This window comes from Stenotrophomonas sp. ZAC14D2_NAIMI4_6, from assembly GCF_003086875.1.
In the GTDB taxonomy this organism is placed as follows: domain Bacteria; phylum Pseudomonadota; class Gammaproteobacteria; order Xanthomonadales; family Xanthomonadaceae; genus Stenotrophomonas.
Genome location: NZ_CP025996.1, coordinates 1,076,715 through 1,102,847 on the forward strand (window position 1 = coordinate 1,076,715; position 26,133 = coordinate 1,102,847).

The 26,133-nt window shown below is 67.4% G+C and carries 30 protein-coding genes; 12 read left to right on the forward strand and 18 right to left on the reverse strand.

Translation table 11 applies throughout. The annotated features are described in order from the left end of the window. Positions 1-7: 7 nt before the first annotated feature. Positions 8-442 carry a redox-sensitive transcriptional activator SoxR gene (gene soxR, locus C1933_RS04850; RefSeq protein WP_108748775.1) on the forward strand — a complete coding sequence of 145 codons (435 nt, stop codon included), beginning with the start codon at positions 8-10 and terminating at the stop codon, positions 440-442. 17 nt (positions 443-459) lie between these two features. On the opposite strand, the gene C1933_RS04855 is transcribed toward soxR, so the two are convergent. After that, positions 460-1,062: a short chain dehydrogenase gene (locus tag C1933_RS04855; RefSeq protein WP_108752362.1), complete on the reverse strand. Its 603-nt coding sequence runs from the start codon at positions 1,060-1,062 to the stop codon at positions 460-462. Between the two features lie 100 nt (positions 1,063-1,162). On the opposite strand from C1933_RS04855, the gene C1933_RS04860 reads away from it, so the two are divergent. Further along, positions 1,163-2,035, forward strand: coding sequence for a LysR family transcriptional regulator (locus C1933_RS04860; RefSeq protein WP_108752363.1), 873 nt, complete (start codon positions 1,163-1,165; stop codon positions 2,033-2,035). Between the two features lie 93 nt (positions 2,036-2,128). Here the strand turns inward: C1933_RS04860 and proC are convergent, their stop codons facing one another. Both proC and C1933_RS04870 read right to left on the reverse strand, forming a co-directional pair. Further along, positions 2,129-2,950, reverse strand: a complete 822-nt coding sequence (gene proC, locus C1933_RS04865) for a pyrroline-5-carboxylate reductase (RefSeq protein ID WP_108752364.1) — start codon at positions 2,948-2,950, stop codon at positions 2,129-2,131. A 20-nt stretch (positions 2,951-2,970) separates the two neighbouring features. Beyond that, positions 2,971-3,648, reverse strand: a complete 678-nt coding sequence (locus C1933_RS04870) for a YggS family pyridoxal phosphate-dependent enzyme (protein WP_108752365.1) — start codon at positions 3,646-3,648, stop codon at positions 2,971-2,973. A gap of 87 nt (positions 3,649-3,735) precedes the next feature. Here C1933_RS04870 and C1933_RS04875 point away from each other — a divergent pair, with 87 nt between their 5' ends. The 5 genes from C1933_RS04875 to C1933_RS04895 all read left to right on the forward strand — a co-directional run bounded on the left by C1933_RS04875 (position 3,736) and on the right by C1933_RS04895 (position 8,618). Next, positions 3,736-4,773, forward strand: coding sequence for a type IV pilus twitching motility protein PilT (locus tag C1933_RS04875; protein ID WP_108748780.1), 1,038 nt, complete (start codon positions 3,736-3,738; stop codon positions 4,771-4,773). Between the two features lie 95 nt (positions 4,774-4,868). Then, on the forward strand, positions 4,869-6,011 hold the full coding sequence (locus C1933_RS04880; protein ID WP_108748781.1) for a PilT/PilU family type 4a pilus ATPase: 1,143 nt from the start codon (positions 4,869-4,871) through the stop codon (positions 6,009-6,011). A gap of 68 nt (positions 6,012-6,079) precedes the next feature. Further along, positions 6,080-6,727, forward strand: a complete 648-nt coding sequence (locus C1933_RS04885; protein ID WP_159093943.1) for a PIN domain-containing protein — start codon at positions 6,080-6,082, stop codon at positions 6,725-6,727. A 198-nt stretch (positions 6,728-6,925) separates the two neighbouring features. Continuing rightward, positions 6,926-7,531: a hypothetical protein gene (locus C1933_RS04890; RefSeq protein WP_108752367.1), complete on the forward strand. Its 606-nt coding sequence runs from the start codon at positions 6,926-6,928 to the stop codon at positions 7,529-7,531. A gap of 103 nt (positions 7,532-7,634) precedes the next feature. Beyond that, a complete protein-coding gene (locus C1933_RS04895; RefSeq protein WP_108752368.1) occupies positions 7,635-8,618 on the forward strand; it encodes an aldo/keto reductase in 984 nt (327 codons plus the stop codon). A gap of 67 nt (positions 8,619-8,685) precedes the next feature. Here C1933_RS04895 and C1933_RS04900 read toward each other — a convergent pair whose 3' ends face one another. Next, entirely contained in the window at positions 8,686-9,582 is an 897-nt protein-coding gene (locus tag C1933_RS04900) for a LysR family transcriptional regulator (RefSeq protein WP_108748785.1), read from the reverse strand. 332 nt (positions 9,583-9,914) lie between these two features. On the opposite strand from C1933_RS04900, the gene C1933_RS04905 reads away from it, so the two are divergent. After that, positions 9,915-10,127, forward strand: a complete 213-nt coding sequence (locus C1933_RS04905; protein WP_108752369.1) for a DUF4287 domain-containing protein — start codon at positions 9,915-9,917, stop codon at positions 10,125-10,127. 360 nt (positions 10,128-10,487) lie between these two features. After that, positions 10,488-11,195, forward strand: coding sequence for a YitT family protein (locus tag C1933_RS04910; RefSeq protein ID WP_108748787.1), 708 nt, complete (start codon positions 10,488-10,490; stop codon positions 11,193-11,195). Between the two features lie 43 nt (positions 11,196-11,238). Here the strand turns inward: C1933_RS04910 and C1933_RS04915 are convergent, their stop codons facing one another. Both C1933_RS04915 and C1933_RS04920 read right to left on the reverse strand, forming a co-directional pair. After that, the gene (locus C1933_RS04915) at positions 11,239-11,784 is read right to left on the reverse strand and encodes a DNA-3-methyladenine glycosylase I (RefSeq protein ID WP_108752370.1); all 546 of its coding nucleotides are present in this window, start codon (positions 11,782-11,784) and stop codon (positions 11,239-11,241) included. Further along, the gene (locus C1933_RS04920; protein WP_108752371.1) at positions 11,781-13,556 is read right to left on the reverse strand and encodes a DUF4153 domain-containing protein; all 1,776 of its coding nucleotides are present in this window, start codon (positions 13,554-13,556) and stop codon (positions 11,781-11,783) included. The genes C1933_RS04915 and C1933_RS04920 overlap by 4 nt, the downstream gene beginning before the upstream one ends. Positions 13,557-13,635: 79 nt before the next feature. Between C1933_RS04920 and C1933_RS04925 the strand changes: the two genes are divergently transcribed. Genes C1933_RS04925 through C1933_RS04935 form a run of 3 tightly spaced genes read left to right on the forward strand, consistent with a single transcriptional unit; the run spans position 13,636 to position 15,629 of the window. Next, positions 13,636-14,202: a YqgE/AlgH family protein gene (locus C1933_RS04925; RefSeq protein WP_108748790.1), complete on the forward strand. Its 567-nt coding sequence runs from the start codon at positions 13,636-13,638 to the stop codon at positions 14,200-14,202. Further along, entirely contained in the window at positions 14,195-14,662 is a 468-nt protein-coding gene (ruvX, locus tag C1933_RS04930) for a Holliday junction resolvase RuvX (RefSeq protein ID WP_108748791.1), read from the forward strand. Before C1933_RS04925 ends, ruvX begins: the two co-directional genes overlap by 8 nt. Before the next feature lie 16 nt (positions 14,663-14,678). Next, a complete protein-coding gene (locus C1933_RS04935) occupies positions 14,679-15,629 on the forward strand; it encodes an aspartate carbamoyltransferase catalytic subunit (RefSeq protein WP_108752372.1) in 951 nt (316 codons plus the stop codon). Positions 15,630-15,738: 109 nt separating this feature from the next. On the opposite strand, the gene C1933_RS04940 is transcribed toward C1933_RS04935, so the two are convergent. The 12 genes from C1933_RS04940 to C1933_RS04995 form a co-directional block, all read right to left on the reverse strand. Then, on the reverse strand, positions 15,739-16,230 hold the full coding sequence (locus C1933_RS04940; protein ID WP_108754740.1) for a transposase: 492 nt from the start codon (positions 16,228-16,230) through the stop codon (positions 15,739-15,741). 282 nt (positions 16,231-16,512) lie between these two features. Beyond that, entirely contained in the window at positions 16,513-17,310 is a 798-nt protein-coding gene (locus tag C1933_RS04945) for a prolyl oligopeptidase family serine peptidase (RefSeq protein WP_108752373.1), read from the reverse strand. 70 nt (positions 17,311-17,380) lie between these two features. Continuing rightward, positions 17,381-17,647, reverse strand: a complete 267-nt coding sequence (locus tag C1933_RS04950) for a hypothetical protein (protein WP_108752374.1) — start codon at positions 17,645-17,647, stop codon at positions 17,381-17,383. 84 nt (positions 17,648-17,731) lie between these two features. Further along, positions 17,732-19,093, reverse strand: a complete 1,362-nt coding sequence (mgtE, locus tag C1933_RS04955) for a magnesium transporter (protein ID WP_108748796.1) — start codon at positions 19,091-19,093, stop codon at positions 17,732-17,734. A 163-nt stretch (positions 19,094-19,256) separates the two neighbouring features. Further along, the gene (gene ptsP, locus C1933_RS04960) at positions 19,257-21,026 is read right to left on the reverse strand and encodes a phosphoenolpyruvate--protein phosphotransferase (protein WP_108752375.1); all 1,770 of its coding nucleotides are present in this window, start codon (positions 21,024-21,026) and stop codon (positions 19,257-19,259) included. A gap of 2 nt (positions 21,027-21,028) precedes the next feature. After that, a complete protein-coding gene (locus C1933_RS04965; protein ID WP_108748798.1) occupies positions 21,029-21,298 on the reverse strand; it encodes an HPr family phosphocarrier protein in 270 nt (89 codons plus the stop codon). Further along, a complete protein-coding gene (locus C1933_RS04970; RefSeq protein WP_108748799.1) occupies positions 21,291-21,683 on the reverse strand; it encodes a PTS fructose IIA subunit family protein in 393 nt (130 codons plus the stop codon). The genes C1933_RS04965 and C1933_RS04970 overlap by 8 nt, the downstream gene beginning before the upstream one ends. Positions 21,684-21,966: 283 nt before the next feature. Next, positions 21,967-22,851, reverse strand: a complete 885-nt coding sequence (gene rapZ, locus C1933_RS04975) for an RNase adapter RapZ (protein WP_164274231.1) — start codon at positions 22,849-22,851, stop codon at positions 21,967-21,969. A 22-nt stretch (positions 22,852-22,873) separates the two neighbouring features. Continuing rightward, the gene (gene hprK, locus C1933_RS04980) at positions 22,874-23,824 is read right to left on the reverse strand and encodes an HPr(Ser) kinase/phosphatase (protein WP_108748800.1); all 951 of its coding nucleotides are present in this window, start codon (positions 23,822-23,824) and stop codon (positions 22,874-22,876) included. Next, positions 23,821-24,273, reverse strand: a complete 453-nt coding sequence (locus C1933_RS04985; protein ID WP_108752376.1) for a PTS sugar transporter subunit IIA — start codon at positions 24,271-24,273, stop codon at positions 23,821-23,823. Before C1933_RS04985 ends, hprK begins: the two co-directional genes overlap by 4 nt. Positions 24,274-24,294: 21 nt before the next feature. Continuing rightward, positions 24,295-24,612, reverse strand: a complete 318-nt coding sequence (gene raiA, locus C1933_RS04990) for a ribosome-associated translation inhibitor RaiA (protein WP_108748802.1) — start codon at positions 24,610-24,612, stop codon at positions 24,295-24,297. A gap of 58 nt (positions 24,613-24,670) precedes the next feature. Continuing rightward, positions 24,671-26,101 (reverse strand): RNA polymerase factor sigma-54, encoded by a 1,431-nt coding sequence (locus C1933_RS04995; RefSeq protein ID WP_108752377.1) that lies wholly within the window; start codon positions 26,099-26,101, stop codon positions 24,671-24,673. Positions 26,102-26,133: the final 32 nt, after the last annotated feature.

Below are 26,133 nucleotides of genomic sequence, written 5' to 3' on the forward strand. Positions count from 1 at the left end.
TCAAGCGATGGCGGAATCGGAACTGGCGGTGGGCGAGGTGGCGCGACGCAGCGGCGTGGCGGTGTCGGCGCTGCACTTCTACGAGCGCAAGGGGCTGATCAGCAGCCTGCGCACCGCGGGCAACCAGCGCCGCTACGCGCGTGATGTGCTGCGCCGGCTGGCGGTCATTCGCGTGGCGCAGCGGGTGGGCATGCCGTTGGAGGCAGTGGCGCGCGCGTTCGAGACCCTGCCGCAGGGGCGCGCGCCGACCAAGGCCGATTGGGCACGACTGTCGGCGCGCTGGCAGCAGGAGCTGGAAGAACGCATCCACATGCTGCAGCTGCTGCGCGATGAACTGACCGGCTGCATCGGCTGCGGTTGCCTGTCGTTGAAGCGCTGCCGGCTGGCCAACCCGGACGATGTGTTGGGCCAGCGCGGCGATGGCCCCATGCGCTGGGGCTGATCCGTTGCTGCCAGCGCCTACCAGACGGTGAGCGTCTCGCCGCTCTGGATGCCTTCCACCGCGCGCTGGAAGGCCAGCGCGGCGCGCTGCGCGGTCACCGCTTCAAAGCCCGGGAAGTACGGCCCGTAGGCCTCCATCGATTCCACCAGCACGTTCGGGCTGACCACGTTGATGCGCAGCCCGCGCGGCAGCAGTTCCAGCGCAGCAGCGCGAACGAAGCCTTCCAGCGCCTGGTTCACCGCGGTCGCGTTGGCGCCGTCGCGGATCGGCTGCGCGCTGACAATGCCGCTGGTCAGCGTGATCGAACCGCCTGCAGGCAGGTGATGCTGGGCGGCCAGTGCCAGACGCACCTGGCCCAGCAGCTTGTCCTGCAGGCCGCTGTTGAACTGGGCGGCGGTCATGCTCTGCAGCGGGCCGAAGTGCAGCTTGCCGGCGGTGGAAATCACCGCATCCAGCGGGCCGCTCTGCGCGAACAGCTCGGCCACGCTGCTGTCATCGGTCAGATCCACGCGCAGGCTGCCGCTGTTGCGGCCGGCGGTGATGATCTGGTGCTGCTGGCCCAGGTGGCGGGCGACGGCCTGGCCCAGCGTACCGCTGGCACCGACGAGCAGGATCTTCATGGCGACTCCAAGGCGAAGAGGTGAGGCGGCCAGTCTGCGCCGGGATCCATGGGTTTGGTAAGGTAGAAAAGGTTCGCTGATTGCTAATCAGAGGTTTGCAATGGATCTGTTGCGCTGCATGCAGGCGTTCGTGGCCGTGGCCGACCATGGCAGCTTTTCCGCCGCCGCCGAACACCTGCAGGTCTCGGCGGTGATGGTGGGCAAGTACATCCAGCAGCTGGAGGCGCACCTGGGCAGCGCGCTGCTGCAGCGGAATACCCGCCGCCAACGGCTGACCGACGCCGGCGTTACCTATCTGGCCGCTTGCCGCCAGGTGCAGGAGCAGGTGCTGCAGGCCGAGGCCGACGTGGCGGGCCTGCAGCGGCAGCCGCGTGGCCTGCTGCGCATCAGCGCGCCCACCACCTGGGGCAGCTGCGTGCTGGCGCCCCTGCTGGCTGGTCTGCTGCGCGCACAGCCGGAACTGAACATCGAACTGGACCTGAGCAACCGCCGTGTGGACCTGATCGAAGACGGCTTCGATGCGGCGATCCGGGTTGGCCCGCTGCCGTCACAGGAACTGGTGGCGCGCCCGTTGCCGCCGTATGCGATGAGCCTGTGCGCGGCACCGGCCTATCTGCGCCGTCGCGGCACACCGCGCACGCCGGCCGATCTGGCCGGGCATGACTGCCTGAGCCACCTGGCGTGGCGCGGTGGCCATGGCTGGCAGCTGGCCAACGGCGAACAGGTGGACTGGGAAGCGCGCTTGAGCAGTAATGATGGCCTGGCCTTGCGCGAGGCCGCAGTGGCCGGCGCGGGCCTGGTGTTGCAGCCGACCGCCCTGCTGGCTGCGGAGATCGCCGCGGGGCGGCTGAAGCCGGTGCTGCGCGACTATCTTCCCGAGCCACGGCCGATGCACCTGATCTATCTGCCCGACCGCAGGCCCAGGCCGCGATTGCAGTGCTTCGTGGAGTACGTGATGGAACAGCTGGGGTAGTTCAGGGTCAGGTCAGAGCCCTTTGCTGGCGCAAAGGGATCTGACCCCAGATGGATGATCGGTGGGTGCCGACCGTTGGTCGGCACACCGGGCTCAATCATTGGCGGCAGACAATTCCTGTCCACGTTGCTGTGCGGCGCGCAGCGCCTTGCCGACCAGCCGTTCAAACCCATCGGCCTGGAAGCTTTCGATCGCGGCCTGGGTGGTGCCGTTGGGCGAGGTGACCCGGCGGCGCAGTTCGGCCGGGCTCTCGCCGGCTTCATCCAGCATGCGCGAGGCGCCCAGCAGGGTCTGCACCACCAGCGTGCGCGCGGCGTCGGCTGGCAGGCCCTGGGCAATACCGGCCGTTTCCATCGCTTCTGCAAGCAGGAACACATAGGCCGGGCCGCTGCCGGAGACGGCGGTGACCGAATCCATCAGCGCTTCATCGTCGATCCACACCGTGCGCCCGGCGCTGGCCAGGATCTGGTCGGCCTGGGCCTGCTGCTGCGCGCTGACCGCGGCGGTGGCATACAGGCCGGTCACGCCGGCGCCGAGCAGGGCCGGGGTGTTGGGCATCGCACGCACCACCGGCAGGGCGCCGCCCAGCCAGCGCTGCAGCTGCGTGCTGGTGATGCCGGCGGCGATCGATACGACCAACGGCGGGTGCTGCTGTGCCAGCCCCTGCAGGCTCTGGCAGACCCCGCGCAGTACCTGCGGCTTCACCGCCAGCAGCCACACGCTGCCCTGCGCGGCCGCATCGGCGGCGTTGTCATGGGTCTGCACGCCGAAATCATCGGCCAGCGCCTGCCGCAGTTCAGCGACCGGTTCGGCCACGTGAATGAGCGCAGGTGCCGTGCCCTGGCGGATCAGCCCGGCGATCAGGCTGCGCGCCATGTTGCCGCCGCCGATGAAGGTGATGGATGCCGCTGCCATGGAACAGTTCTCCTTGCGAATCAGGCCGGGCGCGGGCGCGCGCCGAACAGGGCGGTGCCGATGCGCACCAGGGTGGCGCCTTCGGCGATGGCTTCGGCGTAGTCGCCGCTCATGCCCATCGACAGGGTGTCCACGTGCGGGTGGCCGGCGGCCAGTGTCTCGAAAAGTGTGCGCATGCGCACGAAAGCTTCACGGCGCCGCGCGGCCTCGGGCCACGGCGCAGGAATGGCCATCAGCCCGCGCAGGCGCAGCGACGGTTCGGCGGCGATGGCCTGGGCCAGCGCATCCACCTGCTGCGGGCTGCAGCCGTGCTTGCTGCCTTCATCGTCGATGTTGACCTGGATGAGCACGTTCAGCGGCTCGCGCCCGGCCGGCCGATGGCGGGCCAGTGCGGTCACCAGCTTGGCCCGGTCCACGCTTTGTACCCAGTCGAAATGCGCCGCCACGGCCTCGGCCTTGTTCGACTGCAGGTGACCGATCAGGTGCCATTCCAGCCGCAGGTCCTGCAGCGCCTGCATCTTGGCCAGGGCTTCCTGCACGTAGTTCTCGCCGAAGGCCTGCTGGCCCTGCGCGGCCAGCGCGGCCACGGCCTGTGCCGGCTGGGTCTTGGAAACGGCCAGCAGGCGCGGGGGTGGCCGCCCGGCGGCCTCGGCGGCGTTGTGCAGGTTGCTCAGGATTTCGGGCAGGGGAGTGGGCACGTAACGCGTTCCGGTGTGACAGGAGGCTATACTGCCGCCCGGGGAAAGATCCTTCCAGTCGCAGCCGTTATTGGGGAGTAGCCGCTCATGGATATCGCCGAACTGTTGGCGTTTTCCGTAAAGAACAAAGCGTCCGACCTGCACCTGTCCGCAGGCCTGCCGCCGATGATCCGCGTGGACGGCGATGTTCGCCGGATCAACATTCCAGCCCTGGACCACAAGCAGGTCCACGCGCTGGTGTACGACATCATGTCCGACAAGCAGCGCCGCGATTACGAGGAATTCCTCGAAGTGGACTTCTCCTTCGAGATTCCGTCGCTGGCGCGCTTCCGTGTCAATGCCTTCAACCAGAACCGTGGTGCCGGTGCGGTGTTCCGTACCATTCCCTCGGAAGTGCTGACCCTGGAAGACCTGGCCTGCCCGCCGCTGTTCCGCGAAGTGATCCAGCAGCCGCAGGGCCTGATCCTGGTGACCGGGCCGACGGGTTCGGGCAAGTCGACCACGCTGGCGGCGATGATCGACCACATCAACAAGAACGAATACGGCCATATCCTCACCGTCGAGGATCCGATCGAATTCGTGCACACCTCGCAGAAGTGCCTGATCAACCAGCGCGAAGTGCACCGCGATACGCATGGCTTCAACGAAGCACTGCGCTCGGCGCTGCGTGAAGATCCGGACATCATCCTGGTGGGCGAACTTCGCGATCTGGAAACCATCCGCCTGGCGCTGACCGCCGCGGAAACCGGCCACCTGGTGTTCGGCACGCTGCATACCAGTTCGGCGGCCAAGACCATCGACCGTATCATCGACGTGTTCCCGGCCGGCGAAAAGCCGATGGTGCGCTCGATGCTGTCCGAGTCGCTGCGCGCGGTCATTTCGCAGGCGCTGCTGAAGAAAGTGGGCGGTGGCCGTACCGCGGCGTGGGAAATCATGGTCGGCACCCCGGCCATCCGCAACCTGATCCGCGAGGACAAGGTGGCGCAGATGTACTCGGCCATCCAGACCGGCCAGCAGTACGGCATGATGACCCTGGACCAGCATCTGCAGGACCTGGTCAAGCGCAGCCTGATCACCCGCAACCAGGCGCGCGAGTACGCCAAGGACAAGCGTCTGTTCGAGTAAGGACGGCTTCGGCGCGGCGGCCCGCACAGGCGTGGTCGCCGCATTGACGTTCCGCCATCGACCGATCTCTGGCACATGCCCATTGGGAGCCCGCCATGAACAGCACCGCCAGCACCATCGATTTCACTTCGTTCCTCAAGCTGATGGCGCACCAGCGCGCCTCCGACCTGTTCATCACCGCCGGCATGCCGCCGGCGATCAAGGTGAACGGCAAGATCTCGCCCATCACCCAGACACCGCTGACCCCGCAGCAGAGCCGCGACCTGGTGCTGAACGTGATGACCCCGGCGCAGCGCGAGGAGTTCGAAAAGACCCACGAGTGCAACTTCGCCATCGGCCTGGCCGGGGTGGGGCGCTTCCGCGTCAGCTGTTTCTACCAGCGCAACCAGGTGGGCATGGTGCTGCGTCGCATCGAGACGCGCATTCCCACCGTGGAAGAACTGAGCCTGCCGCCGATCATCAAGACGCTGGCGATGACCAAGCGCGGCATCATCCTGTTCGTGGGCGCCACCGGTACCGGTAAATCCACCTCGCTGGCGGCGATGATCGGCTACCGCAACCAGAACTCGACCGGCCACATCATCACCATCGAAGACCCGATCGAATTCGTGCACAAGCACGAAGGCTGCATCATCACCCAGCGTGAAGTGGGCATCGATACCGACAGCTGGGAAGCGGCGCTGAAGAACACCCTGCGCCAGGCGCCGGACGTGATCATGATCGGCGAAGTGCGCACCCGCGAAGGCATGGACCACGCCATCGCCTTCGCCGAAACCGGCCACCTGGTGCTGTGCACCCTGCACGCCAACAACGCCAACCAGGCGATGGACCGCATCATCAACTTCTTCCCGGAAGACCGCCGCAACCAGTTGCTGATGGACCTGTCGCTGAACCTGAAGGGCGTGGTTGCGCAGCAGCTGGTGCCGTCGCCGGACGGTCGCTCGCGCAAGGTCGCCATGGAAATCCTGCTGGGCACGCCGCTGGTGCAGGACTACATCCGCGATGGCGAGATCCACAAGCTGAAGGAACTGATGAAGGAATCGGTCCAGCTGGGCATGAAGACCTTCGACCAGAGCCTGTTCGAGCTGTACCAGGCCGGCGAGATCAGCTACGAGGATGCACTGCGCTACGCCGATTCGCAGAACGAAGTGCGCCTGCGCATCAAGCTGAGCCAGGGCGGCGACGCACGCACGCTGTCGCAGGGCCTTGATGGGGTGGAGATTTCCGAGGTGCGCTGAGCGCCCGGACAATGCCGGGGTGAACGCACCCCGGCGGCGGCTGCAACCTGACGGGGATGCATATGGACATGCCGGCGCAGCGCAACATTGTGCTGATCGATTACGAGAACGTGCAGCCCTGTTCTCTGAAGGGGCTGGTCGCGCCAGGCTTCAAGGTCATCGTGTTCGTGGGCAGTGCGCAGACGAAGATCCACATCGACGTGGCCGAGGCGATCCATGCTCTGGGCAGTCACGGGTGCTACGTGCGCTGCAAGGGGCAGGGACCCAATGCGCTCGACTTTCATATTGCCTTCCACGTCGGTGAACTGCTCAGCAGCGACTCGAAGGCGCGCATCCACATCATTTCCAAGGACACCGGCTACGATCCGCTGATCGCCTATCTGCGCGGGCGACAGTTCGCGGTGTCCCGCAGCGTGTCGATAGAGGCGCTGCCGATGTTCCGCAGTGCGGCCGCGAGCACGCCGGTTGCGGCCAAGCCCCAGGCAAAAACAACGGCCAAGCCGATGAGTGGGCAGGAGTGCCTGAAGTATGTTCATGGGTGGCTGGTCAAGGTGGGCAGCAAGCGCCCTGCGTCGATCAAGTCGTTGGGCAATGCATTGGCTGGGCATGTGCCGCAGGAGCGGATTCCCGGCGTGATTGCCGAGCTTCAGCACAGGAAGTGGATGGTGGTGGCGGGAGGCAAACTTCGTTACCAGCTGGGCAAGTTCAGCGCCTGAGGCGGCTGCAAAGGCGGGGTTTCGCCCGGTTGACCGCGCTTTCGTAGCGTCGAGCTTGCTCGACTGATGGCCCGCGTAGCGCAGGGCAGTCGAGCAAGCTCGACTCTACCGGGGGGTTCTGCGATAGTCGCGCCGTCACCGCGTTCGCGGGACAGGGGGAGCCGGCACCGCGCCGGCGCGACAACAACAGGTTTGCACATGGAATTGCACGACCCGTACCGTGCGCCGGCGGCTGCGCCTGCGCGCCCGCCGGTGCTGCCGGCCACGCCGGCGCCCGCGCCGACGCCGCTGGCCAGCCAGACCGCGTCCACCGCGGCGGTCTACTATTCGCCGCCCACCATGAAGATCGTCGCACTGTCCCTGTCCACCCTGGGCGTGTACCCGATGTACTGGTTCTGGCGGAACTGGCGGGCGATCAAGCGGGAGAGCGGGGGCGAACAATGGCCCTGGGCACGCGCGCTGTTCTCACCCATCTGGGCGTACTTCTGCTTCCGTGAACTGCAGGCCGTGGCCGAGAACCGGCGGCGCATCCTGGCGTTCACCCCGGGCATGCTGACGGTGTTCTACATCCTGCTGTGCCTGGTTGGCCAGGTACGCGGCGGGGTAGGGCTGCTCTCGGTGCTGGCGTTCATGCCGGTGCTGCCGATCAACAGCCTGCTGCGCCGCTACCACCAGGATGAGCGGGTGGACATGCAGCAGATGGACCGTTTCGGTGGTTGGCATGTCCTGCTGTTGATCGTTGGCGGCAGCGTGCTGCTGCTGGCACTGGTGTTCGGGGTGATGCTGGCCGGTCGTCGGTTCTGATACCGATTGATGAATTCCAGTCATGACTGACTGCCATCCAGGCCGTTCAATCCGGCGGCCTGGCAGGCGTATCGTCGTCGTTCCCCCTTTCAGGAACACGACGATGCAGACACGTGAACTCGGCCGCAGCGGATTGAAGGTTTCCACGCTGGGCCTGGGCTGCATGGGCCTGAGCCACAGCTACGGCACGCCGGTGGCGCAGGAGCAGGGCATTGCCCTGCTGCACGCGGCGGTCGAACGCGGCGTGACCTTCTTCGATACCGCCGAAGTCTATGGCCCGTACACCAACGAAGAACTGGTCGGGCAGGCGCTGGCGCCGTACCGCGACCAGCTGGTGATCGCCACCAAGTTCGGCTTCAAGCAGGCGCGCACCGATACCGGCCTGGACAGCCGACCGGAGAACATCCGCGCGGTGGCCGAAGCCAGTCTGAAGCGCCTGCGCACCGATCGCATCGACCTGTTCTACCAGCACCGCGTGGACCCGAACGTGCCGATCGAGGACGTGGCCGGTACCGTGGGCGAGCTGATTGCCGAAGGCAAGGTGCTGCACTTCGGCCTGTCCGAAGCCAGCGCGGCCACCGTGCGCCGTGCGCATGCGGTGCAGCCGGTGACGGCGGTGCAGAGCGAGTACTCGCTGTGGTGGCGTGAGCCCGAGCGCGAACTACTGCCCACGCTGCAGGAACTGGGCATCGGCTTCGTGCCGTTCAGCCCGCTCGGCCGTGGTTTCCTGACCGGTGCGATCACCGCCGACACCACCTTCGCCGAGAACGACTTCCGCAACACGGTGCCGCGTTTCGAGGTGGAAGCGCGCCGTGCGAACCAGGCCCTGGTGGACCGCATCAGCACCCTGACCGCGGCCCGTGGGGCAACGCCGGCCCAGGTGGCGCTGGCCTGGTTGCTGGCGCAGGCACCGTGGATCGTGCCGATTCCCGGCACCACCAAGGTGCACCGCCTGGAAGAGAACCTGGCCGCTGCGGACCTGCAGTTGTCGCCGCAGGAACTGCAGCACATCGCCCAGGTGTTGGACGAAGTGGCAATCGTCGGCGAGCGTTACAACGCGCAGCGCGCGGCGCAGGCCAAGGGCTGACCTGATCTGCGGTGGATGCGGAGCGGTGCTGGTGGGTGCGGACAGTTGGTCCGCACTCCTTGGCCGTTCACCCCATCGGCCCGCGCAGCGCGTCCAGCACGGTGCGCATGGCCACGCTGACGTGGCGGCGTGACGGGTAGTAGGCGTAATAGCCGTCGAAGGTGGGGCACCAGTCATCCAGCGTCGACTGCAGGCGCCCGTCGTCCAGCATGGCCTGCACCTGGTCTTCGGGCAGCCAGGCCAGGCCGCTGCCGGCCAGCGCGGCGGTGCGCGTCATGCCCATGGTGTTGAAGGTCCATTGTCCGGACACCCGCACGCTGAGCTCGCCGCCGTCGCGGCCGAAATCCCAGGGCATCAGCCCGCCATGGGTGGGCAGGCGCAGGGTGATGCAGTTGTGCGCGGCCAGATCGTGGGGGTGCACCGGCGCCACGTGCTGGCGGAAGTACGCCGGTGCGCCGACCACGCGCATGCGCAGCGGTGGGCTGATCGGCACCGCCACCATGTCGCGGGCCAGGCGTTCGCCCAGCCGGATGCCGATGTCGTAGCGCTCGGCGACGATGTCGGCCAGGCCGTAATCGGTGGTCAGTTCGACGTTCAGGTCCGGGTGCTGCTGCAGCAGCGGCGCCAGCCGTGGCCAGGCCAGGTATTCGGCGGCGTGGCCGGTGGCGTTGATGCGGATGGTGCCCGCCGGGCGCTCGCGGTACTGGGCCAGGGCGGCCAGTTCATCTTCGATTTCCGCCAGCCGTGGGGCCAGCGACTGCAGCAGGCGCGCGCCGGCTTCGGTGGTGGACACGCTGCGGGTGGTGCGGGTCAGCAGGCGCACGCCCAACCGTTCTTCCAGCCCGCGCATGGCATGGCTCAGTGCCGACTGGGACACGCCCAGCTGCGCGGCAGCGCGGGTGAAGCTGCCCTCGCGGGCGACGTGGACGAAGGCCTGCAGGTCATTGAGGTTTTCACGGGGCATGAGGGGATGATACGGCCGGGCTGCGCCCGGCACCTGCCGAATCAACGTCAACGTCAACAGCAACGTCAAAAGCTGGCTATCCGTGGGGTGGCGGGGTGGGTCCGGTTGAGGGGGACGCTGCAAGTACGTCCCTGTAAGCTCGGTCGCCGCATCCATGCGGCTCACGCCCCCTCAACCGGACCCACCCCGCCTTCGACAGGTTCCCGCGATCTGTCGGGCCTGGCGGGGTCGGATCCCGTTGCTGTGCAACGGGCTCCGACCCCTTGGTAGTGGGGTTGTCGAATTGTGATGGTGTGGTTCGTCTAATGAATGACGTTCAACAGGAGCTGCACATGAGTACTGACACCCCGCCGAAAGGCCCGGCCTCGTATTTCCCTTCCATCGAGAAAACCTACGGGCAGCCGGTGGCGCACTGGCTGGGACTGCTGGCCAAGCAGCCGGGCCTGAAGCACATGGAACTGGTCAGCTACCTGAAGGCCGAGCACGGCCTGGGCCACGGCCACGCCAACGCCCTGGTCGCCCACCATCTCAAAGCCGCGCGCTGACCCCCGCTCGGGAGCGAAGCGACCCGCTTCTGATTTTTCTTTTTTCTTCTCACGTGGCTGGACGGCGTCCGCGGCATGGATGCCGCGGCCAAGCCCCCATGGGTGAGGGCGCTTTGCTTGCGAAGCACTGCTTCGCAAGCGCCCGAACGCACAGCCGCCAGCGGCTGGGCTGGACCCCGGAGGGGGGGGTACGGCGTGTCCCGCGGTCCCACCCCGCCCGGCCAAGCCGACGAACCACCGCAATGCCGACCAGCCACGAGGGGCTGCGCCGTTCGCCGGCCACCCAACTGAATCGATTTCATCTGCAACTGTCATCGGGATCGTGTCTAATACGCGTCCCCACTGCTGCACCCCACACCCATGTCCCTGCATTCCCATGGCCCCGCGCCGTGCGACGACGCTGACGGCCACCTGGTCACCGCCGGTCCGCTGACCCCGCCGCCCGACAGCGCCGGCACCCCGGCCGACGACAAAGCACTTCGCCATTCCGTCGCCGAAGACGTGCAGGGCATGGTGCTGGCCATGCTGGTGGCGTCGCTGGGCCTGGCCATCTTCGCCAAGGGCGGGCTGATGATCGGCGGCATGGCCGGGGCAGCCTTCCTGCTGCACTACGCCATGGGCTGGAACTTCGGCCTGGTGTTCGTGCTGGTGAACCTGCCGTTCTACTGGGTGGCCGTGCGCCGCATGGGCTGGGAATTCACCTTGAAGACCTTCGCCGCGGTCACCGCCTGTGGCGTGCTGACCGACATCCTGCCGCGCTGGGCCGATTTCTCGCACATGGCACCGCTGTATTCGGCGCTGGTGGGCGGCGCGCTGTCCGGTCTGGGCATCCTGTTCTTCATCCGCCACCGGGCCAGCCTGGGCGGCATCGGCATCCTGGCGGTATACCTGCAGCGCACCCGCGGCTGGAGTGCCGGCAAGGTGCAGATGTCCTTCGACGCCTGCCTGATGGTGGCCGCGTTCTTCGTGCTGTCGCCGTCGAAGGTGATGTATTCGGCCATCGGCGCGGTGGTGCTCAGCCTGGTGCTGATGTTCAACCACCGCCCCGGCCGTTACATGGGAGTGTGACCGCACATACTGCGTTCGCCGGGTATGGCCCGGCGGATCTGCATCAGCGGCCGGCCGCCTGCAGCCACGGCGGGGCCAGCTTCACCAGCCGCGCATGCACCGGGCAATCCTCGGCGTGCGCACCGGGCAGGTAGCCCAGGCTCATCAGGAATTCGCCGGTGATCTCGCCGCCGGTGAAGCGGAACGTCTTCTTGAACAGCTTCACCCAGTCGGCCTTGCTGCGCGGGTGGTGCGCATCCAGCCACGCGGCGAAGCTGCCATGTTGCGCGCGCAGCTGCTGGATCACCTGGGCGTTGTGGATCGCGGCCTGCACCTTCAGCCGGTTGCGGATGATGCCGGTGTCCGACAGCAGGCGTTCGATGTCCTGCTCGGCATAGGCCGCCACGCGGTCCACGTCGAAGCCATCGTAGGCGGCACGGAAGCCCTCGCGCTTCTTCAGGATGGTTTCCCAGCTCAGCCCGGCCTGGTTGATTTCCAGCACAAGGCGTTCGAACAGTTCGCGTTCGTCGCGCTGCGGGAAGCCGTATTCATGGGCGTGGTAGTAATCGTGCACCGGATGGCCCGGGGCGATGAGGCAGTATCCGCTCATTTGCTGCGCCTTTTACCGAAGTCGTTGTTGTACTGCAGGGTGGACGCCTGGTCATCCAGCAGGAACTCCGGCCAGCGGCTGTCCCGCAGTTGTAGACGGCCTTCACGCAGCGCCTGGTTGGCGGCCTCTGCGCCGAAGTGGATCTGCCCCACGTCCGTCCATTGTCCCTCGTCCAGGGTGTGCAGGTCGCACTGCGGACCCCATGCCCTTCGGATCTGGCACAGCAGCACGTCCGGCTGCCCGTCGCCGTCCAGGTCGCGCTGCAGGGCGATGCAGCCCTCGTTGCTGGACAGGCACTCGGTGCTGTCCAGGTCATCCAGCACCGCCTGCCACCAACTGTCTGGCGGCGATGTGCTGCCCTTGGCCAAGTGGATGCGCGCCTTCAGCGTGGCCAGGTCGTAGACGCCGGCGTCCGCCAGGCTCTCCATTTGATAGCGGTGCAGCTTCTTGCCGCTCAGTTGCTGGGCAATGATGCTCGAGGCGCGGCGGTCGGCCTGGATGGCGGGGTCCTGCTGCAGCCTGCGCAGCGCTTCCACGCCCTTACGTCCGCTGTGTTCGCGCAGGTAATTGACGTCGCGCACCACCAGTTGCGCGGGGTTGCTGCGCAGCCGCTCGGCCACACTGGTCGCGGCGATGCGCGCCGGGTCCAGTACGGGGGAATTGCCCAGCACCGCCACAGCGACGACCACCCAGCTCATCACCCGGTTCACCGGTTCCACGCCCTGCAGCCAGCGCTGCCCGGGCCGGACCACGGCCAGCGCGTAGCCCAGGGCGTAGCCGGCGGTGATCAGCGCGGCGGCCGTGGCCCAGAAACGATCAATGGTCCAGCCGTACTGGCCGATGCGCAGCGCCAGTGCGTACAACGCCAGTCCGGCGTAGATCGGCAACGTCAGCAGGCTGGCTTCCACCGCACGCCGCAGCAGGCGCGGGTAGGGCAGTTCACTGTCGCTGCGCTGGTACACGGCATTGACCAGGCAGATCAGCAGCAGCGCCAGGGTCAGCAGCTCCTTGGCTGGCGAACGGTGACCTGCGCTGCTCATCAGCCCGGTGAAGGGCAGCGATACCACGAACAGCACGGCGATGAAGGCCAGCAATGGCAGCAACGCGCGGCAGATCGCGAACAGCACCTGGCGGGTGATCTGGATGGCGCGGTGCTGGGTGCGCCCGATCAGCACACCGAACCCGGCCAGGGTGCCGGTGGCCAGTGCCACGAAAGCGCGCTCGGCGAACAGTTGCTCGAAGAAGGTCACGCCTACCAGCGTGAACAGGGCGGCCCACAACCACAGCAGCATCCAGCCCAGGCCGGTGAACACCGCCGCCTGCAGCAGCACCAGCCCGTTCTGCCAGGCACGCTCGAACAGGGCGGCGTGGTCGGCGCGCCAGGACCCGTGCTGCAGCCGGAACTGCCACCAGGGCAGGGCCACGAAGGTCGCCACCGCCAGGCCCAATGCCAGCGGATCACGCAGCGCGGAAATCCAGATGCCTTCCATGCCGCGCAGGTTCCAGCCCACCCAGCCGGCCAGCGCCACCACCAGCAGCGATGCCAGCGCCGCATGCAGCCACAGCCGGCGGTCCTTCAGGTCGACCAGGGTCAGGCCGAGCGCCGTGGGCACGGTCAGCACCCAGGCATTCCAGCCGTAGCGGCAGGCAATCTCCTGGAAGGGCGTGGTGTCGTTCAGTTCCTGCGCGGCGTACAGCGCCAGACCCTGCAGCAGTGCGATCAGTACGATCATGCTGCGCGTCGGCCACGCCAGTGGTGCGTCCTGTTGCATGGGGTTTCCTCCTTGGATGCGGCCATCCTAGACCATGCCTTCGCGCCCGCGTGCGGCCCCAGCAGGTAGAATGGCCGCCATGCCTGTAACGCCTACTTCCCTTGCCGACCACCTGCTCGTCGCGCTGCCGTCGCTGACCGACGCCACCTTCGCCCGTACCGTCGCCCTGATCTGCCAGCACGACGAGAACGGCGCCATGGGCGTGCTGGTCAACCAGCCGTCGGAGTACACGCTGGGCGAGGTGCTGGCGCAGATGGACATCGCCACCGGCGATGGCGAGCTGCAGGCGCGCATGGTGCTCAACGGTGGGCCGGTACACCCTGAACGCGGCTTCGTCATTCATGACGATGCCCGCGCGTGGGATTCCAGCCTGGCAGTGGGCAATGGTCTGTTCCTGACCACCTCGCGCGACATCCTGGAAGCCATGGCCCGCGGCGAAGGCCCGGCCAATGCGCTGGTCACCCTGGGCTGCGCCGGCTGGGGGGCAGGGCAGCTGGAAAGCGAACTGGCCGAGAACAGCTGGCTGACCGTGCCGGCCGATGCCGAAGTGGTGTTCCAGCTGCCGCTGGAACAGCGCTGGCAGGGCGCCGCGGCGCGTATCGGCGTGGACCTGTTCCGCCTGACCGACTACAGCGGCCATGTCTGAGCCGGCCGTGATCCGCCGCGATGGCACCGTGCTCGGCTTCGATGTCGGCTCGCGGCGGATTGGCGTGGCCATCGGCAGCGCGTTCGCCGCGCATGCCCGCGCGGTGGCCGTGGTGGATGTGCACGGCAACGGCCCCGACTGGGCCGCCGTGGAGCGCCTGATCAAGGAATGGAAGCCCGACGGCCTGGTGGTGGGCGATCCGCTTACCCTGGATGGCCAGGACCAACCCAACCGCAAGCGCGCGCAGGGCTTCGCCCGCCAGCTGCGGGAACGTTTCAAGCTGCCGGTGGTGATGATCGACGAGCGTTCCAGCTCGGTCGAAGCCGCCCGCCGTTTCGCCGTCGAGCGCGCCGAAGGGCGCAAGCGCCGCCGTGATGCAGCCGCGCTGGACGCCGTGGCTGCGGCGGTGATCATCGACCGCTGGCTGTCGTCCCCCGACGACGCCATCCCCATTCCCTGACTGCACGACGCCTGCCATGACCGCCCAGCAACTCGATGCCTCCGGCCGCCTGCGCCACCTGTTGACCCTTGAAGGCCTTCCCCGCGAAACCCTGGTGCAGCTGCTCGACCGCGCGGGCCAGATCCGCGATGCGGCCGTTGGCCGGGTTGGCAACAAGCGCCAGGTGCTGGCCGGTTCGGCGGTGTGCACGCTGTTCTTCGAACCGTCCACCCGCACCCGCAGTTCGTTCCAGCTGGCGGCCCAGCGCCTGGGCGCCGACGTGCTGAATTTCGATGCCTCCACGTCTTCCACGCGCAAGGGCGAGACCGCCTGCGACACGTTGAAGAACCTGGAAGCGATGGGCGTGCGCGGCTTCGTGGTGCGCCACCCCGACGATGGCGCGGTGGCGGCACTGGCCGCCGCGGCCGGCGAGGGCACCGCACTGGTGAACGCCGGCGATGGCCGCAGCTCGCACCCGACCCAGGGCCTGCTGGACATGCTGACCCTGCGCCAGGCCAAGGGCCCGGACTTCTCGAAGCTGAAGGTGGTGATCGTCGGCGACGTGAAGCACTCGCGCGTGGCCCGTACCGACCTGCATGCGTTGCGCACGCTGGGCGTGGGCGAGATCCGCGTGTGCGGCCCGCAGTCGCTGCTGCCGGACGATGAAACCCTGAAGGGCTGCGTGGTCGGCGACGACTTCGACGCCATGCTGGAAGGTGCCGATGCGCTGATGATGCTGCGCCTGCAGCGCGAGCGCATGGAAGAAGGCCTGGTGCCGTCGCTGGAGCAGTATCACGCCCAGTACGGCCTGACCGCCGCACGCCTGGCCCGCGCCGGCAAGGACGCCGCCGTGCTGCACCCGGGCCCGATCAACCGCGGCGTGGAAGTGACCGACGAAGTGGCCGACGGCCCGCAGTCGTGGGTGCTGCGCCAGGTCGCCAACGGCGTGGCCGTACGCATGGCCGTGCTGGAAACCCTGCTGGGTTGACAGCTGTATTGGTGGGTGCCGACCGTTGGTCGGCACACACCCCGCCCAGGTAGGTGCCAACCTTGGTTGGCACACCCAGCGCTCTGGTAGGTGCCAACCTTGGTTGGCACTATTCGTCAGTGCCAGTGGATCCCAGACAACCACTTGGCGATTCCAGCTCCCATTCGCACCACGCGTGTCGATATTGCCCGACCTGTACCGCCAACCCAGCTCTGATCGGGTTACCCATCAGATACATCGCATGCCGGTACAGCGATTCATCTGATCGAATCGCGTGATCGTGATAGCCGCCCTGCCAAAAGCGCCCGATTCGCCCTGAGGATCGATTCACCTGCTGTGCCGTGCGCGACTTGAAACGCTTCATCACCGTTTCAAGTGTTCCTGCGCGCAGTTCGACCAGCCAATGAATGTGGTCGGGCATGACTACGTAGGCAATGGAACGGGTGAAGCCTTCCTGGTCGAGGCGCTGGAATTCGCGGATCGCCAGTTCTGCAGCAGCGTCGCCGGCAAGCAACGGAGCGCGGCCATGCACAACGGTGGTGAGGATGTAGCTGAGGCCGATGCTGGAGTGACGGCCGAGCAGAAGTCGAGGGCTGTTCATGGAAGCAAGCATGGGCGGGCCTGCCTGCGGTGAACATCGGGGAATGACTGGGCCTTGGGTAAGCGTGTGCCAACCAAGGTTGGCACCTACCAGAGCGGTGCGTGTGCCAACCAAGGTTGGCACCTACCGGAGCGGTGCGGGTGCCAACCAAGGTTGGCACCTACCGGAGCGGTGCGGGTGCCAACCAAGGTTGGCACCTACCGGAGCGGTGTGGGTGCCAACCAAGGTTGGCACCTACCAGGGCGGTGCGTGTGCCAACCAAGGTTGGCACCTACCGGTGCGTCAGCGCTTCTGCGCGAACAGCCAGGCCCACATGGCGGGGTCGGCGTAGGTGGCGTCCCAGGCGTTGTGGTTGCCGTCGGGGTACTCGGTGTAGCGCACGTCGCGCGCGCCGGCGGCCTGGAAGGCGGCGTGCAGTCTGCGGTCGTCGGCCGGGGGCACGACGTCGTCCAGCGCGCCGTGGAAAATCCAGATCGGGGTGCGCTGCAGGCGCTGGGCGATGGCTGTGTAGGGATCGGCTTCGTGTGCGACCTGTTCGACGAACAGGGTCGGGCGCACCGCGCGCGGGGCCAGCACGGCGCCGCACACCGGCACGATGGCGGCGAAGCGCTGCGGGTCGTCCAGGGCGATGTTCCAGCTGCCGTAGCCGCCCATCGACATGCCGGTGAGGTATTGGCGCGCGGGATCGGCGCCGAACTCGGCCACGGTCGCATCCAGTGCGGCGATGGCGACGCGGTTGTTGTGGCCGCTCCATTCCTGGTCTCCCGGCACCTGCGGGAACACGGCCAACGCCGGGAAATCCGCCGCATGGCGGCGCAGATGCGGGCCCAGCCCGGCGTGGGTCGGCTTCACCCCGTCGCCGCCGCGTTCGCCCGAGCCGTGCAGGAACAGCACCACCGGCAGCGGACCGGCGGCGCGTGCGCTGACGGCAGGAATGAACACCTGGTAGTAGGCGGTCTGCCCGTCGACCTTCACCGCGCGTGATTCAAAATGCCCGCGCGCGCTGTCCGGCGTGCTGGCGCAGGCGCCCAGCATCAGTACGGCCAGCAGCGGCAGCCAGCGCAGGAACGGACGAGCCATGACGTTTCCCCAAGGTTTGGAAGCGTTTTCATGGTAATCGGCCGCCCGGCGCCGGGCATCGTGCAGCGCATCACTGCGGGCGCGGCGCGCTGGCGATGATGGCCAGTTGTTCCTGCGCTTCGGCATTGCCGGCCGTGGCCGCGGCCTGTACCTGCGCCAGGTCGGGGTGCATCACCACCAGCAACGGGTTTTCGCACACCGGGCAGTCGTACTCGGTGGCGTCTTCGTCCAGTTCCATCACCATCGCGCGCGAGCTGCCTTTCCACTCGCATGCTGCGCAGGTGTGCATCTGTTCGCGCCAGCCGGGCTGGAAGTAGTTGTCGATCGTGGTGGCCATGCAGGCGTCCCGGATGTAATGCGGCTGGGGTAATGCAGCTGGGGTCAGAGCCCTGCTGCGCAGGGATCTGACCCCGCGTGCGGGTCAGTGCAGCAGGATGAGGGTGGCCAGGCCGAGGAAACTGAAGAAACCCATCACGTCGGTCACCGCGGTCACCACCACGGTGCCGGCCACGGCCGGGTCGACGTTCATGCGCTTGAGCAGCAGCGGCAGCAGCACCCCGGCCAGTGCGGCGGCCAGGAAGTTGATGATCAGCGCCAGGGTGATCACCAGCGACAGCAGCAGGCTGTGGAACCACAGGAAGGCGATGACGCCGACCAGCAGGCCGATCAGGGTGCCGTTGATCAACGCGACGCGCGCTTCCTTCCACAGCAGGATGCGGGCGTTGCTCTGGCCGACCTGGCCCAGGGCGATGCCGCGCACCATCAGGGTCAGCACCTGCACGGCGGCATTGCCGCCCACGCCGGCCACGATCGGCATCAGCACGGCCAGCGCCACGACCTTCTGCAGGGTCAGTTCGAACTGGCCGATCACGCTGGCAGCCAGGAAGGCCGTGCACAGGTTGATGCCCAGCCAGACCACGCGGCCGCGCACGGCACGCTTGATGGGCGAGAACAGATCCTCTTCCTCATCCAGACCGGCGGCGCCCAGCGCCTGGTGCTCGGCCTGCGAACGGATGATGTCCACCACGTCATCGATGGTGATGCGGCCGAGCAGGATGTTGTTGTCGTCCACCACCGGCGCGGAGACCCAGTCATGGTCGGAGAACTGCCGCGCCACTTCCTGGTCGCTTTCGCCAACATCGATGGCCGGCTGTTCGTCATCGATCAGGCGGTTGATGGGGGTGGTGTCTTCGTGGGTGACCAGCGCGGCCAGCGAGACGCGGCCCAGGTACTGGTGGCGGCGGCTGACCACGAACAGATGGTCGGTGTGGTCGGGCAGTTCGCCGCGCAGGCGCAGGTAGCGCAGCACCACGTCCACGTTGACGTCGGCGCGCACGGTCACCACGTCCGGGTTCATCAGGCGGCCGGCGCTGTCTTCGGGGTAGGACAGCACCTGTTCCAGGCGCTCGCGGTTCTCGCGGTCCATCGACTTGAGCACTTCGTCGATGACCGTATCGGGCAGATCCTCGACCAGGTCGGCCAGATCGTCGATGTCCAGGTCTTCGACCGCGGCGATGATTTCGTCCGGGTCCATGTCCGCGAGCAGGCTCTCGCGCACTTCCTCACCGACGTGGACCAGCACCTCGCCGTCGTCTTCCGGGTCGACCAGGCCCCACACCACTTCGCGCTTGCCCGGCGGCAGCGATTCCAGCAGGTTGCCGATCTCGGCCGGCGCCAGGGTGTTGACCAGGCGGCGCACCGGCCCCAGCCGGCCGCTGTCCAGCGCATCGGACAACAGGCGCAGTTGGCGCGCAGTCTTGTCGTGGCGTACAGCTTCGGCCATCGCAGCTCCCGCGGGAAGAGAAAAGCCGCGATCCCGGCAAGGATGCGGCAACAGGGGTGTTCAGCGCGTCATTATCGCAAGCCGATGTTGCAACGCCTACCCCGATCACGGAGACGGGGTCAGAGCCCTTTCCCGTGGGAAAGGGATCTGACCCCCACGGTGCTCAGACCGCGTCGGCCACCAGGGCCAGCCAGCGTTCGATGCCGCGGCGATCGCGTGCGGCCAGTAGCTTTGGTGCGCGTGCGCGCAGGGTGGCCAGGTCGCTTTCGCGGATCGCGCGGCGGACTTCCAACAGGGTGCCGGGGTGCAGGCTGAACTCGGTCAGGCCCAGTGCCAGCAGCAGCGGCGTCATGCGTGCGTCGCCGGCGATCTCGCCGCACACTGCCACCGGAATGCGATGGCGTGCGCCGGTGTCGATCACCAGCTGCAGCAGGCGTACCACCGCCGGATGCAGCGGCGAGTACAACTCGCCCAGCGCTTCATTGTTGCGGTCGGCGGCCAGCAGGTACTGGACCAGATCGTTGGTGCCGATCGACAGGAAATCCACCAGGTCGATGAAGCTTTCCAGCGCCAGCGCGGCGGCCGGCACTTCGATCATCGCCCCCAACGGCACATGGTCGGCCACCGCATGGCCTTCGGCGCGCAGTTGTTCGGCCAGCTTCAGCAGGCGCCGGCGCACCGCCAGCAGTTCCTCGCGGGTGCTGACCATGGGCACCAGCACGCGCAGCTTGCCGTAGGCCGAGGCGCGCAGGATCGCGCGCAGCTGGGTGTCGGATACCTTCGGCCGGGCCAGCGACAGGCGCACGCCACGCAGGCCCAGCGCTGGGTTCTCTTCGTTGCTGAGGGTCAGGCCGGTACGGTCGGCCTTGTCCGCGCCCAGGTCCAGGGTGCGGATGGTGACCGGACGCCCGCTCATGCCGAGGGCGGCATCGCGGTAGGTCTGGAACTGCTCTTCTTCGTCGGGCAGTTCGTTGCGCTGCAGGAACAGGAATTCGGTGCGGTACAGGCCCAGCCCCTGCGCGCCCAGCGCGTGTGCCTGGGTCACGTCCTCCAGCGATTCGGCATTGGCCAGCAGGGCGATATCGACCTGGTCACGGGTGCGGCTGGGCTTGCTGCGCAGGCGGCCGAGTTCGCGCTGCTCGCGCGCGTGTTCCTTCAGCCGTACGCGGTAATCGCGCAGGTTGTCGGCCTGCGGATTCACGGTGATGCTGCCGTCGGCGCCGTCGATGATCAGCACATCGCCGTCGGCCACCCGGCCCAGCACCTGCGGCACGTTCACGATCAGCGGCAGGTGCAGGCTGCGGGCCAGGATCGCGCTGTGCGACAGCGCGCTGCCGGCGGCGGTGACAATGCCGACCACGCCCTGGGCCTGCAGCTGGGCAAGTTCGGACGGTGCGATGTTGTCGCAGACCAGGATTTCCCCGGCCAGGCCTTTCACCACCGGCGCGCGGTCGGGTTGCAGGAAGGCGTGGATGCGGCCGATCACATGGTCCAGGTCGTCCATGCGGCTCTTCAGATAGGCATCGTCCATGCCATCGAAGACCTTGGCCAGGCGGTCGCGCTGCAGGCGCAGTGCGTAGCCGGCGCTGTAGGGACCGCTGCGGATCAGGTCGTCCAGCCCGAACAGCAGCTCCGGGTCATCCAGCAGCAAAGCATGCAGGTCCAGGAATTCGCCCACTTCCTGGTTCAGCGCACCGTGCAGGCGCTGGCGCAGGTCGTGCATCTCGGTGCGCGCCGCTTCCACGGCGCGGTGCAGGCGGGCCAGCTCGGCCGGTACCTGCTGCGGGGCCACGCGCTGTTCGGCGATTTCCAGCGCATGTGGCAGGCGCACGCGCGCGCGGCCCAGCGCGGTACCGCGTGCGGCGCCGTGGCCGGACAACAGCTGCACCGGCCGTTGGCCGGAAGGCAGTTGTCCGGCACGTGCGCGCGGCACGCTCAGCTGTCCTCGTCGAAGCGGCGCTCGAACAGGTCAACCACCGCGTCCATGGCAGCCGCCTCGTCTTCGCCGGTGATGCGGATGGTGACCGGCGTGCCCTGGCCGGCGGCCAGCAGCATGACGCCCATGATGCTCTTGGCGTTGATCTCACGGCCCTTGGCGGCCATGGTCACGTTGCAGCGGAAGGGCGCCAGGGTCTGCACCAGCTTGGCGGTGGCCCGGGCATGCAGGCCCAGGCGGTTGCTGACTGTGAGTTCTCGTTCAAGCATCGTCGACTATCGCTCCATTGCGGGTGCCCGCCGCCGCAGTGGCGGGCAGTTGATCCAGTGCCTGTTCCGGATAATTCATCACCCGCAGCAACATCGGCAGGCTCAGCGCCGACACCCGGCGGACCGGGGTTCCCAGCCGGGCCAGCTGCCCGGCAAGGTTGGCTGGGCTGGCGCCGTACAGGTCGGTCAGGATCAGCACGCCTTCGCCACCATCGACCCGGCGCAAGGCAGCCGAGGCGAGCGGGAGAAGGGCATCCAGGTCTGCGTCGAACGGTACTTCGAAAGCTTCGGTTTTCAGCGGCAATTGCCGCAGGAGCCGGGTCGCCACGTCAAGCAGGGCGGTCCCGACCCCGGGGTGTGTTACGAGGAGAATGCCACAGGTCATTACTGCACGTTAACAGGTCAGGGTGAACGGGCGATAGCAGCAGGAGAGGGGCACTGTGTCCCGTATTCAGTGTTGCCGGGGTCGGATCCCTTTTCCACGGGGAAAGGGCTCTGACCCCATCGTGTCGACCAAGGTCGACACCTACCAACAGCGCAGGACGTGTCGACCAAGGTCGACACCTACCAACAGCGCAGGACGTGTCGACCCAGGTCGACACCTACCAACAGCGTAGGACGTGTCGACCAAGGTCGACACCTACCAACAGCGCAGGGGCCCGCCCTCGTCAATCCTGTTCGCGGTGATAAGTCGCCACGTCGTCCCAGCCCATTTCGCGGGCGTGCCGGGCCATGCGCTCGGCCAGGAACACCGAGCGGTGCTTGCCGCCGGTGCAGCCGAAGGCCACGGTCACGTAGCTGCGCGTGCCATCGCCCAGCTTCGGCAGCCAGGTGTCCAGGAAATCCATCAGCTGGGTCAGGTAGCGCTGCACGTCCGGCTGCGCTTCCAGGTAATCACGTACGCCCGGTTCGCGGCCGCTCAGGGCGCGCAGGTCCGGGTCCCAGTGCGGGTTGGGCAGCACGCGCGCATCGAACACGAAGTCGGCCTCGGCCGGCACGCCGCGCTTGTAGGCGAACGATTCGAACAGCAGCGACAGGCGCGTGGCATGGCCCAGCGCGAATTCGGTGATGATGCGGCGGCGCAGCTGGTGCACGTTCAGGGCGCTGGTATCGACCACGGCATCGGCCTCGCGGCGCAGCGGCGCCACCAGTTCGCGTTCGCGGGCGATCGCTTCCGGCAGCGACAGGCCCAGCTGGCTCAGCGGATGGCGCCGGCGCGTGTCGGCGTAGCGCTTGAGCATGGTTTCATCGCTGGCCTCGAAGAACAGCACCTTCACCTGCACGCCCGCGTCGGTGGCCTGCTGGCGCCAATCGGACAGCTGGCTCAGGTCGCTCTGCCCGCGCACGTCGATGCCGACCGCCAGCCGCCGCGGCGCTGCGCCGTCGTGGTTGTCCAGCACGCTGCGTACGAAATCCGGCAGCAGCCGGATCGGCAGGTTGTCCGAACAGTAGTAGTCCTGGTCTTCGAAGGTCTTCAGGGCGACGGATTTACCCGAGCCGGACAGGCCGCTGACGATGATCAGGGTCGGGGCGGTGGGGGAGGCGGTGCTCATGGACAGGCTCTTTGCAGTGGGCTCAGGGTGTTCGCCGTTCCAGCAGGTTGCTGTGGCGGGCGATGAACATCGCCGCCGGGTCGATACCCTTGGTACGTAGAATGTGCAGCCGGGTGGCCGCCTCGGTCAGCACCGACAGATTGCGGCCGGGCATCACCGGCAGGGTGATCAGCGGCACGTCCAGGTCCAGCACATGGCGGGTACCGGAATCGCCGGTCAGGCGTTCGTAGCCATGCGGGGTGGGCTCGGTCATCGGCTTGGTCAGGTGCACGATCAGGCGAAGGTACTTGTTCTTCTTTACCGCCGTATCACCGAACATCTCGCGCACGTTCAGCACGCCCAGGCCGCGCACTTCCAGCAGGTCCTGCAGCAGCTCGGGGCAGGTGCCATCGAGCACGTCGGGGGCGATCTGGGTGAACTCGGGGGCATCGTCGGCCACCAGGCGGTGGCCACGGCTGAGCAGTTCCAGCGCCAGTTCACTCTTGCCCGACCCGGCCTCGCCGGTGATCAGCACGCCGATCGAATAGATTTCCATGAACACGCCGTGCAGGATCACCCGCGGTGCCAGCGTGCGTGCCAGGTGGTAGGACAGGTGGTTCAGCAGTTCATGGCCGCGCTTGGGCGACACCCACAGCGGGGTGCCGGATTCATCGGCGGCCGCGCGCAGGTCTTCCGGGCAGGGCTGGTTGCGGGTGATGACCAGCGCCAGCGGGTGCGAATGCATGATCTTTTCGATCGTTTCCCAGCGCTGCCGCGGTTCCAGCGCGTCCAGCCAAGACAGTTCCTCGGTGCCCAGGATCTGCACCTTGTTCGGGTAGATCGCATTGAGGTAACCGGCCAGCGAGGGGCGCCGGGACACCGTGTTGCCGGCTTCCAGTTCGCGCTTTTCACCGGACTGGCCGGCAACCCAGCGCAGTGCCAGCCGCTCGCGCTGCTGTTCGAACAGTTCACGTGCGGTGATGCTGGTATTCATGCGGCGCTCGCCGAAGGGGGAAGGTCCAGGGCCAGGCGCAGGCTGCGCGCGTCGCCGGCCTCACGCAGGGCCTGGCGGATGGCCGGCGAAGAGAACAGTTCGGCCAGCTCGGACAGCAGCATCAGGTGCTGGTGGGTGTAGTGGGCGGGCACGGCCATGGCGAACACCAGGTCCACCGGGGCGTCGCCGCCGAAATCGATGGGGGTGGCCAGCCGCAGCAGGGCGCCGCGGGGCCGGTCCAGCGCGGGCGCGCGCCCGTGCGGAATGGCGATGCCCTCGCCGATGCAGGTACTGCCCAGCGCTTCGCGCTGGCACAGGTTCTGGTAGATCTGCTCGGCATTGGCCTGGCGGCAGGCCAGCAGGCCGGCGGCGGTCTGCAGGACGCTGTCGCGGTCGGTGGCCGTGCAGAGTTGGGTCTGCACGGCCGCCAGAAGGTCAGTCAGGGGCATGTCTGCGGGGAACGGTGGCGATCAGCCGCCATTGTCGCCCACCGGCAGCGGTGCGTGCTGCTGTTTTTTCTCCTTGTGCTTGATCACCAGGCGGTCAAGCTTGTCCGCCAGCAGATCGATCGCGGCGTACATGGTCTGGCCGTTGGCCTCGGCATGCAGGGTCTGGCCGGGAATATTGAGGCTGGCGTCGACGTGGTGTTCGGTCTTCTGCAGCTTGAGGGTTACCCGCGCTTCGCAGTGCTGGTCGAAGTGCTTGCCGATCCGGGCCAGCTTGTCCTCCACATAGGACTGCAGGGCCGGGGTGACTTCGACATCTTTGCCAAACGTTTCGATGCGCATCGGGTTTCTCCTGTGTTCGGATGTGCCAATGAACCTCTCCGCCGGGCGCGGCGGCGCGTCAAGCGATTCTGACCCTTTCGTGCGAGGCGGAGATGTTCATGGCCTCACGATACTTCGCAACGGTGCGGCGCGCTACCGGGATTCCCGACGTTTTCAACAGGTCAGCCAGCTTGGCGTCAGAAAGCGGCTTGCGCGGGTTCTCGTCATCGATCAGGCGCCGGATCATGGCCTGGATGGCGGTGCTGGACGCTTCGCCACCGCCGTCGGTGTCGATGCCGGAGGCAAAGAAGGCACGCAGCGGCAGGGTGCCGCGCGGCGTGCGCACGTGCTTGCGGGCGATGGCACGCGAGACGGTGGATTCGTGCAGGCCGAGTTCGCCGGCGATCTCGCGCAGGGTCAGCGGCCGCAGGGCCTGTTCGCCGAATTCAAGGAAGCCGGCCTGCTGCTGGATCAGGCAGCGCACCACGCGCAGCAGGGTTTCGCCGCGGGCCTGCAGGCCCTTCAACAACCAGCGCGCTTCCTGCAGTTGGCTGCGCAGATAGCCGGCATCGGCATCGCCGCAGCGACGGATCATCTGTTCGTAGCCGCGGTGGATCATCACCTTGGGTCCGGCATGGGCGGCCAGCGCCGCGCGCCACGCACCGCCCTGCCGCCACACCACCACATCGGGCACCACGTAGGTGTCCTGCGAAAGCGGGGCGATCTGCGTGCCGGGGCGGGGGTCGAGCGAGCGCAGCAGGGCCACGGCGGTCTCGACCTCGGCCAGCGGTTGTTTCAGTTCCTGCGCGATGCCGGCCACGCCGCTGCGCGGCAGCCGTTCCAGCGGGCCGGCGGCAATCTGCCGGGCCAGCGCCTGGCCGGGCGTGTCGGCCGGCAGCACCGCAAGCTGCAGCTGCAGGCATTCGCCCAGCGAACGTGCGGCCACGCCCACCGGATCGAAGCGCTGGATCTGGTGCAGCACGGTGAGGATTTCGTCTTCGCCGGCATGGATGGCCGGCAACAGGGTTTCGGCGATGGTGGCCAGCGGTTCGCGCAGGTAGCCATCGTCTTCCAGTGCATCGATCAGGGCCGCGCCGATGCTGCGATCGCGCAGCGACAGGTGCGAAAGATGCAGTTGCCACAACAGGTGGTCGGCCAGCGTTTCGGTTTCGGCCACGCGCTCGGCGGCGCTGCCGGTGTCGTCATCGTCGTCGAAGCTGCCGCTGCTGCCGGCGCTGCTCCAGTCCAGTTCCGCCGGCGCCCAGTCGTCGCCGCCGTTCTCGCTGGCATCGGCGGTAGGCGGCGCGTCGTTGTCGGCGCCGCCGTCCTGTTCGCTGCCTGCGGCCGCATCATCGCCTTCGGCCCAGTCCAGCAACGGGTTGCTTTCCACCGCCTGGGCGATTTCCAGCTCCAGCTCGGTGCTGGACATCTGCAGCAGCTTGATCGCCTGCTGCAGCTGCGGTGTCAGCACCAGGTGCTGTCCCAACGATGTCTGCAGCCGAGTCTTCATGCCTGTGCCGAACGGAGGGGAGTGGGCCCGGC